Here is an 11,814-nt window from a genome sequence, read left to right on the forward strand (position 1 = left end):
GTCTGGAACATCGACTCCTTCGACCAGTGGGGCGTCGAACTCGGCAAGGTCCTCGCCAAGCGCGTCGAACCCGCCCTGACCGAGGGCACGGACGTGCCGGGACTGGACGCGTCGACCAAGGCACTGGTCGCCAAGTACCGCACGCTGCGGGGCCGTTGAGCCTGACCAGGGGGAAGCGGGCGGTGGGAGTCCGCCCGCTTCCCCTGAGATCCCCGGCGATCACGTCCGCAATCGTTCGGGGGAGCGGAAGTTGGCCGGCTCACGGGAAAGATGGACGAGCGACACCCTGACGGCGCGGTCCCTGCTGCGACCCAAACCGGTGGCGAAGGCCGTGTTCCATCCGGCATGGATCCCGGAGTCGCTCGATCCGTCGGTGGAGCGTCTCAAGCGCGTGCGCATCTTCGCCGGAGCTGTTGCGGCGCTGGGCGTGTACACCTTCGTACAGGGCAGGTTCGACTTCACGGAAGTGCTGGAGAACATGCTGACGGCGTCCGCCGTTCTGCTGTTCATCACGCCGCTGACCGTGGGCGTGATGCTCTTCGTGTGGCGTCGCACTCGCGTTGCCGGGACTGACGGCGCTCTGGCTGACCGGTTTCCTCGTCCACGGAGCGGTGCAGCTGCCCGGGAACTTGTTCGGATCCGCGGTCGTGCACCGCTGTCTGCCGCCGCTGCTGGCCACGGTGACGACCTGGCCGATGGCCGTTCCCGATCTGATCACGGGTGATCTGCACGGGCTCAGCTTCAGGATGGGCATCGTCTTCATCCCGGGCGCGCCGGTCACGGTCACCGCCATAGCCGCCCTGGAGATGAACGGGCTCCGCCGCCGCTACGGGATCAGGCTGGGCGCACACCCCGCAACCCTGCCGTACCGCGCCGCGTGTCCCCGCCCGCCTACCCTCCGCCCGGCGGTCTCGTTCCGCCGCGAGGGACCCCCGTCGGCCCGGGAACCAGTACGTTCCCCATCCTCACGGCAGCCCGTCGGGACCACATCGGCAGGGCGGTCCGTACGTCCCCCCTCCCGATGGAGCCCCACCCGCGCCGGGTACGCGGAGGCACCCGTACGGGCCAGGACCCTACGGAACCTGACCGGGATCAGGCCGCCGCGCTCAGGGTGTCCGCCGGCCGGCGGCGGGCCGCCCGGGCGGCGGGCAGCGCGGCGAGCGCGGCCGCGCCCAGCACGGCGGCGCCGCCGAACAGCAGCAGAAGCACGGCGGACGGTCCCCGTGCGACGCCCGCGCCGATGCCGCTCGACCTGCTCTGGGCATCGATCAGCCAGTGCGCGAGGGGCAGCCCCACAGCCGTGGCGACGAGGACCGCCGCGAAGGCCGTGCACCCCGTGGCCGTCACGGTGATCGCGGTGATCTGCCGCGGCGTCAGCCCGATCGCCTTCAGCGCCAGCAGATCCCGCTCGCCCTCCCGGACGGTGCCGCCGATCGCGGTGAGCAGCTCGATGAGCCCGATCAGGGCCAGTACGGCGATCAGTCCCACGACGACTCCGCGGAGCGGCGAGAGCCCGTCGGCCGGGTTGGTCACGGCGTGCACGTCGAAGGCTCCGTGCGCGGCCTTGGTCAGCTCCGTGGCCACCTGGCGCGGGTCCGCGCCGGGGCGCAGCTGGAGCTGGTAGAGGGTGGGCCGGAGTTCCGGGTCGTTCTCACGGAGGGTGTCGAGCGAGGTGGAGATGACCCGGCCGCCGTTCTCCGGCTCGATGCTCCGCCCCACGATGTGCAGGATCTGCGGCTGGGCGCCCACGGTCACGCGCACCCAGTCGCCGACCCGCACGTCCAGCAGGTCGAGCAGGCCCTGACCCGCCACCGCCTCGTCGGGTCCGCGCGCGGGGCGGCCCTCGGCCAGCGAGAACGGGTAGGGGTCCTGGTGGGTGCCGAGGCCGCGCAGCGCGATCGTGCCGGTCTGGCCGGGGACCAGGGCGGGCACCTGGATGCCCGGGTGGACACCGGTGACCCGCGGGTTCCGGTCGAGCAGGGCCAGCACGCCGGAATCGCTGGGGTTCCCGTTCGGCCGGACGGTGAGCGCGGCCGCGAGACCGAGCTGCTCGGGCCTGCTGTGGAAGCGCTCGATGGTCGTCCAAGCGCTCATGGCCACCACGATCAGCAGCAGGGGCAGCGCGAGACGGGCGACCGTGGCCGAAGAACGCGACCGGCGGGTGAACGCCTTGTGCCAGCCCAGGACCAACGCGGACGGCAGGCGCAGCCTCAGCGCCCCGCGTGCCAGACGCGGCAGCCCGCCACCGAGCGGTGCCGCGGCGCGCAGCCCCGGCACCGGGGACACCCGTCCGGCCCGCCACGCGGCGAGTCCGGTCGTCGCGGCGATGAAGAGCACCGCGGCCGCGGGCACCGAGAAGAGCGCCGCGGTGTGTCCAGGCAGTCCTTGCCACACACCGACAGCGTCCCCGAGGCGTCCCGGGACCCGGCTGCCCAGCGCCTGCGTGAGCGCGCCGGCGAGCACGGCGCCCAGCAGCGCGAACGCCAGGTGCTGCAGCAGGAAGATCCGTACCACCTGGCCCGGCGTGAAACCGATCGCCTTCAGCACCGAGATGTCCCGCAGGTGCCCACGGATACGCGTACCGATCGCACCGTGCACGGCGAGCCCGGCGGCGACCAGCGCGCCGAGGCCGAACAGGCCGAGAACCTGCCCGAGCAGCCGGTTGTCGCCCTGCGCCTCGGCTCGCGCCTGCTGCCAGGAGGAGACCTCGGTGACCGCTCCGGCGCCGAGCAGGGTGACGGCCCGCTGGACCGCGTAGTCCGTGTCGCCGGCATCGGTCAGCCGCAGCCCGATCACCTGCCCGGCGCGTCCGGCGGTGCCGCGAACCGCCGACGGGAGCGTCCACACCAGGCCCGGCCGATCCCCCGGGCTGTAACGGGGCTCGGCGCTGTCGGCCACGCCCAGCACGGTCAGCTTCCGGGTGGTGCCGGGCACGGTGAGGGTGTCTCCCGGTTCGGCCCACAGGGCCCGGGCGAGGCTGCTCTCCAGCACCACGCCGTCCGCCCGGGCGGGGTCGAGCCAGTGTCCGGAGGCGAGCAGCGGGCGCCCCGTGCCGGGCTGCTCGGTGGTGCCGCGCAGTTCGACCACGGCACGGGTCCCCCGTGATTCGACGGCGGTCACGGCTGTCGGGTAGGGGCCCGCGACGGAGTCCACTCCGTCCACGTCGGCGAGTCTGTGCGCGTCCGAGGACGGTCCGGTATGGATCCATACATGTGCGCCGTGCGACTGGGTGAAGACCCGCTGCCAGGGGTTGGTGGCGTAGCCGAAGAGCGCGGCGGCCAGCAGCAGCGAGGTGACGATCCCGGCGGTGGCGAGCACGATGAACAGCGCCTCACCCCGGTGGGTGCGCAGATCGGCGTGCGCCCAGCGCAACGTGGCACGCATCCCCGCTCAGCCCCTCGGCTCGCGGACGAAGGCGGCGGCAGGGGTCGCGGGTGCGGGGGAGGTGAAGGGGGCGACGGGCGTCGCGGGTGCGGGGGAGGTGATCGAGAGGGGGCGCATGCGCTTCAGTCCTTCAGTTCCAGCACGCCGGATATCCCCAGGCCCCGCGAGGGCGTGCCGTCGAGTTCCGCGTCGTCGGCGATCCGGCCGTCGAAGAAGCTGATCACCCGGTCCGCGGCGCTCGCGAGCCGCGCGTCGTGGGTGACCAGGACGATCGTCTGGCCGCGCTGGTGGAAGCGGGACAGCAGCCGGGTCACCTCGCGCGTGCCCTTGCTGTCCAGGCTGCCCGCGGGTTCGTCGGCGAGCAGCAGGGGCGGGTGGTTGACCAGCGCCCTGGCCAGCGCGACGCGCTGTTGCTCACCTCCGGACAGCTCGCCCGGCATGCTGCGCTCCTTGCCCTCAAGGCCCAGCTCGGCGAGGAGCTGTCCGCGCTCGGCGCGCGCCTGCTTGGGGGAGACCCCGGCGAGCAGGGCGGGCAGCTCGACGTTGTCGGCGACCGACAGGTTCGACACCAGGTTGAAGAACTGGAACACGATGCCGATGCGGCGTCGGCGCTCGACGGCCCAGCGGGCCTCGCCGTATCCGTCCGTGCGGACGCCGTCCAGCCAGATGCTGCCGGAATCCGGCCGCTGGAGCCCGCCGAGCAGATGCAGCAGGGTCGACTTCCCGGCGCCGGAGGGGCCGGTGACGGCCACGAACTCACCCCGCCGTACGGAGAGGTCGACGCCGCGTACGGCACGTGCGGGAGCCCCTTCGCCGTAGTGGGTCTTGACCAGGTTCTCCGCGCGCAGCACGGCGGCCTCCCCGTCACGGGGCGAAGGGCTCTCGGGCCGCGCCGACGGGTTCTCGGCGCGCGACGTGGGAGGGGTGCGGCTCATTGCTCCTCCAACTCCTCCTGGCAGCGTTCCAGCCAGTCGAGGTCGGCCTGCAGATGCAGCATGGCGCCCTCGATGAGCAGCTGGGATATGCGGTTGTCCCGGTTCTCGGTCGTGGCGAGCTTCGACAGTTCGCGCATGGTGTTCAGATACCGGCGCCGCTGCTTGTTGATCAGGGCGATCTGGTCGGCGAGACCGGTCTGCGGTGCGAGCGCGAGCTTCATGAAGAACTCGTCCCGTACCCGCGGTTCGTCCGCCGTCTCCTCGTACCAGGCGCGCAGCGCCTCACGCCCGGCGTCGGTGAGGTGGTAGATCTTCTTGTTGGGCCGGCTCGACTGCTCGACTTCCTCGCCCTCGATCAGTCCCGACTTCTCGAGGCGGCCGAGCGTCACGTAGATCTGGCCGACGTTCGGCTGAGGGTACGCGGAGCCCAGCAGTTGCTCAAGGTCCTGCTTGAGCTCGTAGCCATGGGCCGGGCCGCGCGCCAGCAGCGCCAGGAGGGGCAGCCGCACTCGTGCTCTCCTCCCCCCTCTTCTCTCTCGTTTTCTCGTTCGCCCTCAGGGCGTCCCAGCCGCTCACGGCATACTCGTCGAGTGTCGCGGGCCCATGTGCCGACCACGCATGAGCCGGAGGCCAATGTGCCGCAGGCCCTAGTATCGCTCATACCTAACGGGTATACATGGCCTCTGACTCCGGGCGAAGGTGCCCGGTGCCGGTGTACAGGGAGGAACCTATGCGGTGGATACGTGCCGCCGGTAGGGGCCTCCTGATCGCCGCGGTGGTCCTGTCCGGTTACGTCGCCTCGGGCTCGCCCGCCGACGGCGCGCGCGAGGGCGGGCGCGGTCCGCTGACGCTGGCCACCGCCGGTGACCTCACCAGCTATCTCGGGCCGCTGCTCGAGGACTGGAACCACGCGCACCCCGGCGAGAAGGTCACCCTCGTCGAACTCCCCGACTCCGCGGACGAGACCCACGCGCAGATGACCACCGACCTGCGCGGCGGCGACCGGAGCCGCTTCGACGTCCTCAACATCGATGTCGCGTGGACCTCGGAGTTCGCCGCCGCCGGCTGGATCTCCCCGCTGCCCCGCGACCGCTTTCCGCTCGACGGCTTCCTGCCTCCGGTGGTCGAGACGGCGAGGTACGACGGGAAGCTGTACGCCGTCCCGTACGTCACCAACGCCGGACTGCTCCTCTACCGCAAGGACATCCTGGCCAAGGAGGGCGTCGCGCCGCCGCGTACCTGGGCGGAGCTGGAGAAACAGGCGAGGAGCATCGCGCCGAAGTACGGGCTCGACGGATACGCGGGTCAGTTCCTGCCCTACGAGGGACTCACCGTGAACGCGGCCGAGGCGGTCTACTCGGCGGGCGGCACGATCCTCGGCGACGAGGGCGAGCGCGTCACGGTGGACTCCGCGGCCGCCCGTGAGGGCATCGGCTTCCTCGCCGACGGCGTCCGCGACGGCTGGATACCGAAGAAGGCGCTGACGTACAAGGAGCAGGAGTCCAAACGGGCCTTCCAGGACGGCCGTCTCCTCTTCCTGCGCAACTGGCCCTACGCCTACGTCAGTGCCTCCGCCCCGGGATCGTCGGTCGCGGGAAAGGTGGGCGCGGTTCCGCTGCCCGGGCCCGACGGGCCGGGGACGAGCGTGCTCGGCGGCTCGAACCTCGCGGTCAACGCGCTGGCCAGGCACCCCGATTCCGCCGCGCGTCTGATCGCGTACCTCACGAGTGAACGGGTGCAGCGGCAGGTCCTCACCAAGGGCGCGCTGCCGCCCGTACGGGCGGACCTCTACGAGGATCCCGAGCTGGTCCGCGAGTTCCCGTACCTGCCGACGCTGCGTGCCGGTGTGCTCGCGGCGGCGCCGCGCCCCAAGAGCCCCCGCTACGACCAGGTGAGCCTCGCCGTGCAGGCCGTCGTGCACGACGCGATGACCGGGCGTCAGACGGCCGAGGCCGCCGTGCGCCGGCTGGCGCGCGAGCTGGCCGACATCTCGCGCCGGGGCTGAACCCCTTCCTCACCCCTTCCTTGTCGTATCCGGCGATCCCTTCCTAGTTACATGTTAGGTAACGCCACCATCTCATCTCCGGTGGATCGGGCCAAAAAATGCCCATTTAAAGGGCCGCTTTCTCGATAGCTGCTGTCTGCTCGTTGACATCTCCGCGACATGCTTACCTAACATGCATGCATAACCGAAGGCACGCACAGACAGGTCAACGGGTGACGCTCAACACGCACCGCTGGTGGCGCGACGCAGTGATCTACCAGGTGTACGTCCGGAGTTTTCTGGACAGCACCGGGGACGGCATCGGTGATCTCGCCGGCGTCCGGGCCGGACTGCCGTATCTGAAGAAGCTCGGGGTCGACGGCATCTGGCTGAGCCCCTTCTACCCCTCGCCGCAGCACGACCACGGCTACGACGTGGCCGACTACTGCGACGTGGACCCGCTCTTCGGCGACCTGGCCGAGTTCGACCTGCTGATGACGGACGCCCGGCGCCTCGGCATCCGGGTGCTCCTGGACATCGTCCCCAACCACTGCTCCAGCGAGCACCCGTGGTTTCGTGAGGCGCTGGACTCGGCGCCCGGCAGCACCGCCCGCGCCCGTTTCCACTTCGCCGACGGCCGGGGACCGGACGGCGCCGAACCGCCCAACAACTGGCACGCGATGTTCGGCGGCCCCGCCTGGAGCAGGGTCACGGAGCGGGACGGCACCCCCGGTCAGTGGTACCTGCACATGTTCACGCCGGAACAGCCCGACCTGAACTGGCGCAACCCCGAGGTCGGCGGCCACTTCGACCACGTACTGCGCTTCTGGCTCGACAGGGGCGTCGACGGCTTCCGCATCGACGTGGCCGCCGGGCTCTACAAGCACCCCGGCCTGCCGGACTCGCCCGACCCCGAGGCCGACGCCCGCACCCGCGATTCGGTCAACCCGCTCGCCTGGAACCAGCCGGAGGTGCACGGTGTCTGGCGTGACTGGCGATCGGTGTGCGAGGAGTACACCGCCGAGGACGGCCGGGAACGGCTGCTCGTCGGCGAGGTCTCCGTGCCGACCGCGCGCGAGCACGCCCGGTACGTACGCCACGACGAGCTGCACCAGGCCTTCTTCTTCGACCTGCTGAGCGCGCCCTGGAACGCCGACGCCTTCCGCAAGGTCATCTCCGAGGCCATGCAGGACATCGCCGGCACCGGCTCGACGGTCACCTGGGTTCTCAACAACCATGACCAGGTCCGCACCGTCACCCGCTACGGCGAACTGGGCACCGAGGGCAGCGGTCTGGGTGCCGCCCGGGCCCGTGCCGCCGCGCTGCTGATGCTGGCGCTGCCCGGAGCCGCGTATATCTACCAGGGCGAGGAGCTGGGGCTGCCCGAGGTCGTCGACCTGCCCGACGACGTGCTCACCGATCCGATATTCCGCCGCACCGGAAGCCGGGCACGCATCCGCGACGGATGCCGGGTGCCGCTGCCCTGGTCGGGGCACGCGTCGCCGTTCGGCTTCACCTCGGGCGCGGAGAGCGCCAAGCCGTGGCTGCCGCAGCCCGCCTACTTCGCCGAGTACGCGACCGACCGCGCCCTGGCCGACACCCGCTCCTTCTGGCACCTCTACCGCGACGGACTCCAACTGCGCTCCGGACTGCCCCAGTTGGGTGATGGCGAGCTGCGCTGGCTGGACACCCAGCCCGGCGTCCTCGGCTTCGTCCGCGGCGACGGCCTGGTGTGCGCGGTCAACTTCGGCTCCGCGCCGACGCCCGCGCCGGTCTCCGGCACCCCGCTGCTCTCCAGTGGCCCCTGCGCGCCCGGTGTCCTGCCCGGCTCGACGGCCGCCTGGTGGGTCGGCGACGCGGTCAATCCCTGAACCCTCCGGCCGAGTTCGCTCCACGACCTTCCCTCCTCCGACCCCAACCCCCCGGCTCACCTCTTCTTGACGATCCGTCAATTCCCATTCCCCGAAGGGACATCAACGATGATGCGACGACGTACGAACCTGCTCGCGAGCTGCACCGCCCTCGCCCTGGCACTCGGCGCGACCGCCTGCGGAGGCGGCCCCGTCTCCACGGGCGGCGGCGACAAGTCGCTCGACGGCCAGACGATCACCGTGGCCGGTGTCTGGTCCGGCAGCGAGCAGAAGAACTTCCAGAAGGTGCTGGACGCCTTCACCGAGAAGACCGGCGCCAAGACGCAGTTCGTCTCCACCGGTGACAACGTCTCCACCGTCATCGGCAGCAAGATCGAGGGCGGCAAGGCCCCCGACGTGGTGATGGTCCCGCAGGTCGGCGTGCTCCAGCAGTTCGCGAAGCAGGGCTGGCTCGCGCCGCTGTCCAAGACCGCCACAGCGGCGGTCGACGCCGACTACGCGAGCGTGTGGAAGAACTACGGCAGCGTCGACGGCACGCTGTACGGGCTCTACTTCAAGGCCGCCCACAAGTCCACCGTCTGGTACAGCCCCGAGGCCCTCGACCAGGCGGGCGTCGAGCCGCCGACGACCTACGACGCGCTGCTGAAGGCCGGCCACACGGTCGCCGACTCGGGTCTCGCCGCCTTCTCCGTCGCCGGACAGGACGGCTGGACGCTCACCGACTGGTTCGAGAACATCTACCTCTCCCAGGCCGGGCCCGAGAAGTACGACGCCCTGGCCGCCCACCGGATCAAGTGGACGGACCCGACGGTGGTCGAGGCCCTCACCACCCTCGGCAAGCTCTTCAAGGACAAGCAGCTGATGGCCGGGGGCCAGAAGGGGGCCCTGAACACGGACTTCCCGGGCTCCGTCGAGAAGGTGTTCGGGCCCAAGCCCGAGGCCGGAATGGTCTACGAGGGCGACTTCGTGGCCGGGGTCGCCAAGGACCAGTTCGGCAGGAAGATAGGCGAGGACGCGAACTTCTTCCCCTTCCCGGCGGTCGGCGGCGGCAAGGCTCCCGTGGTCAGCGGCGGCGACGCGGCCGTCGTCCTCAAGGACGGCCAGAACCAGAAGGCCGCCATGCGGTTCCTGGAGTACCTGACGACCCCCGAGGCGTCCGCGGTCTGGGCCCGGGCGGGCGGCTTCCTGTCCCCGAACAAGAAGCTCGACCTCGCCGCCTACGGCGACGACGTCACCCGCGAGACCGCCAAGTCCCTCGTCGCGGCCGGAGACTCGGTCCGCTTCGACATGTCCGACCAGGCCCCGGCCGCCTTCGGCGGCACCAAGGGCGCCGGTGAGTGGAAGATCCTCCAGGACTTCCTGCGCGACCCGTCCGACCCCAAGGGGACCGCGGCCGAGCTGGAGAGCGCGGCGGCCAAGGCGTACAAGGGCTGATCGCGCATGACCGCCACGCTCCTGAAAGAGGCGGGCCCGCCTCCGGTCACCCTGGCCGACCGCAGACGGCGGGCCCGGCGCCGGGGCCGGATCGTCGCCGTAGCCTTCGTCCTCCCCGCCCTGCTCCTGCTCGGCGCGCTCGTCGTCTATCCCGTGCTGTTCTCCGTGGGCCGCAGCTTCTTCGACGCCTCGGGTACACGGTTCGTGGGCGGGGACAACTACACCGAGATGTTCCGCGACCCGGCCACGATCAAGGCCGTCCGCAACACGGCGATCTGGGTCGTCGTCGCACCGACCCTGCTCACCGGCCTCGGCCTCGTCCTCGCCGTACTCGTCGAAAAGGTGCGCTGGGCAACGGCGTTCAAGCTGCTGCTGTTCATGCCGATGGCGGTCTCCTTCCTCGCCGCGGGCATCATCTTCCGGCTCGCCTACGACGAGGACCCCGACAAGGGCGTGCTGAACGCCGCCGTCGTCTCCGTGCACGACGCCTTCACGGGAACCTCGGCCTACCCGACCGCCCGCGCCCGCGACGGCCAGGGCCTCACCAAGGCCGCCGACGGTTCGTACGGGACGACCGCTCCGGTGACGCCGGGCCACACCGTCGGCCTCGGCCTGGTCGGCGTACTCCCCGAGGACCTGCCGCAGGGCGCGCGGCCCGCGTACTCCGCCGCCCGGCGCACGGCGGCGTCCGACGAACTGCGCGGTGTCGTCTACCTGGACTTCACCCGCGGCGGGGGAGGGGAGCGGGGAAGGACCGACCGGAACGAGAGCGGGCTGCCCGGGATGACGGTCGAGGCGCTGCGGGACGGCCACAAGGTCGCGAGCGCCACCACCGCGGCCGACGGCTCCTTCCGCTTCCGGGACCTCGGCCCCGGCTCGTACACCGTGCGGCTGCCCGCGTCGAACTTCGCCCCGCCGTACGAGGGCGTCTCCTGGCTGGGACCCGCGCTCGTCACGCCGGCCGTCATCGGTGCCTACCTGTGGATCTGGACCGGCTTCGCCATGGTGCTCATCGGCGCCGGGCTCGCCGCGCTGCCGCGTGACGCGCTGGAGGCGGCCCGGATGGACGGGGCGAACGAGTGGCAGATCTTCCGCCGGATCACGGTCCCGCTGCTCGCACCGGTGCTGACCGTCGTCTTCGTGACCCTCGTCATCAACGTGATGAAGGTCTTCGACCTCGTCTACATCATCGCGCCGGGCCCGGTGCAGGAGGACGCCACCGTGCTGGCCACCCAGATGTGGCTGGTGTCGTTCGGCGGCGGCAACAACCAGGGCCTCGGCAGCGCGCTCGGAGTCCTGCTGCTGCTCCTGGTGATCCCCGCCATGGTCTTCAACGTCCGCCGTTTCCGAGGGAGTCAACGATGAACGCGCTCAGGCGAGGACTCGGCAGCAGCCTGGTGCAGGCGTTTCTCGTCGTCGTCGGCCTGGTGTGGCTCACCCCGCTCGCGGGCCTGTTCCTGTCCTCGCTGCGGTCGGCCCAGGACACCGCGCGAGGCGGCTGGTGGACCGCGCTGAAGAGCCCGGGGCAGCTGTCCTTCGACAACTACTCCGCCCTGCTGGGCAACGCGGGGATGACCCAGGCGTTCTGGAACACCGTTCTGATCTCGGTGCCGGCGACCGTCCTCGTCGTCGTCATCGCCGCGCTCGCCGGATACGCCTTCGCCTGGCTGGACTTCCCGGGGCGCGACGCGATCTTCCTGCTGGTCGTCGCGCTGTTGGTGGTGCCGGTGCAGATCGGCCTGCTGCCGGTGGCCAAACTCTTCGGGCAGCTGGGGCTGTTCGGCACGATCCCCGGCGTCGTCCTCTTCCACGTCTCGTACGGTCTGCCGTTCGCGATCTTCCTGCTGCGCAACTACTTCGCGGAGATGCCCAAGGAGATGCTGGAGGCCGCGCGCATGGACGGGGGGAGTGAGTGGCGCATCTTCACCCGGCTGGTCCTCCCGGTGGGCCGGCCGGCCATCGCCAGCCTCGCCATCTTCCAGTTCCTCTGGGTCTGGAACGACATGCTGGTCGCCCTGCTCTTCGCCGACAGCTCCGCCCAGCCGCTGACGGTCGAACTCCAGTCACAGATCCGGCAGTTCGGAAGCAACATCGATGTGCTGGCCCCGGGGGCGTTCCTGTCCCTCCTGGTTCCGGTGGCGGTCTTCTTCGCCTTCCAGCGGCACTTCGTCCAGGGGGTGATGGCGGGGTCGGTGAAGTGACGGCG

Annotated in this window: 10 protein-coding genes; 7 read left to right on the forward strand and 3 right to left on the reverse strand. The window is 70.9% G+C overall.

The window, feature by feature from the left end; all coding sequences use genetic code 11:
* On the forward strand, positions 1-159 hold a 159-nt coding region (locus ACFYYF_RS33840; RefSeq protein ID WP_388781806.1), incomplete at its 5' end, for a hypothetical protein.
* A 160-nt stretch (positions 160-319) separates the two neighbouring features.
* Entirely contained in the window at positions 320-724 is a 405-nt protein-coding gene (locus ACFYYF_RS33845; protein ID WP_388781483.1) for a hypothetical protein, read from the forward strand.
* Positions 725-1,092: 368 nt separating this feature from the next.
* Here ACFYYF_RS33845 and ACFYYF_RS33850 read toward each other — a convergent pair whose 3' ends face one another.
* From ACFYYF_RS33850 to ACFYYF_RS33860, 3 genes are all read right to left on the reverse strand, one after another.
* Positions 1,093-3,384: an ABC transporter permease gene (locus tag ACFYYF_RS33850; RefSeq protein ID WP_388781485.1), complete on the reverse strand. Its 2,292-nt coding sequence runs from the start codon at positions 3,382-3,384 to the stop codon at positions 1,093-1,095.
* A gap of 122 nt (positions 3,385-3,506) precedes the next feature.
* Complete coding sequence (locus tag ACFYYF_RS33855) at positions 3,507-4,319, reverse strand: ABC transporter ATP-binding protein (RefSeq protein WP_388781488.1); 813 nt, start codon at positions 4,317-4,319, stop codon at positions 3,507-3,509.
* A complete protein-coding gene (locus tag ACFYYF_RS33860) occupies positions 4,316-4,828 on the reverse strand; it encodes a PadR family transcriptional regulator (protein WP_151470323.1) in 513 nt (170 codons plus the stop codon). The genes ACFYYF_RS33855 and ACFYYF_RS33860 overlap by 4 nt, the downstream gene beginning before the upstream one ends.
* A gap of 221 nt (positions 4,829-5,049) precedes the next feature.
* Between ACFYYF_RS33860 and ACFYYF_RS33865 the strand changes: the two genes are divergently transcribed.
* The 5 genes from ACFYYF_RS33865 (at position 5,050) to ACFYYF_RS33885 (ending at position 11,809) form a co-directional block, all read left to right on the forward strand.
* Entirely contained in the window at positions 5,050-6,324 is a 1,275-nt protein-coding gene (locus ACFYYF_RS33865; RefSeq protein WP_388781492.1) for an ABC transporter substrate-binding protein, read from the forward strand.
* Positions 6,325-6,500: 176 nt separating this feature from the next.
* Positions 6,501-8,174, forward strand: coding sequence for a glycoside hydrolase family 13 protein (locus tag ACFYYF_RS33870; RefSeq protein ID WP_388781494.1), 1,674 nt, complete (start codon positions 6,501-6,503; stop codon positions 8,172-8,174).
* A gap of 108 nt (positions 8,175-8,282) precedes the next feature.
* Complete coding sequence (locus tag ACFYYF_RS33875) at positions 8,283-9,608, forward strand: ABC transporter substrate-binding protein (protein WP_388781497.1); 1,326 nt, start codon at positions 8,283-8,285, stop codon at positions 9,606-9,608.
* 6 nt (positions 9,609-9,614) lie between these two features.
* Positions 9,615-10,973, forward strand: a complete 1,359-nt coding sequence (locus ACFYYF_RS33880) for an ABC transporter permease subunit (protein WP_388781499.1) — start codon at positions 9,615-9,617, stop codon at positions 10,971-10,973.
* On the forward strand, positions 10,970-11,809 hold the full coding sequence (locus ACFYYF_RS33885) for a carbohydrate ABC transporter permease (RefSeq protein WP_388781502.1): 840 nt from the start codon (positions 10,970-10,972) through the stop codon (positions 11,807-11,809). Before ACFYYF_RS33880 ends, ACFYYF_RS33885 begins: the two co-directional genes overlap by 4 nt.
* Positions 11,810-11,814 lie beyond the last annotated feature (5 nt).

It is taken from the genome of Streptomyces sp. NPDC001914, from assembly GCF_042891215.1.
Classification (GTDB): Bacteria; Actinomycetota; Actinomycetes; order Streptomycetales; family Streptomycetaceae; genus Streptomyces.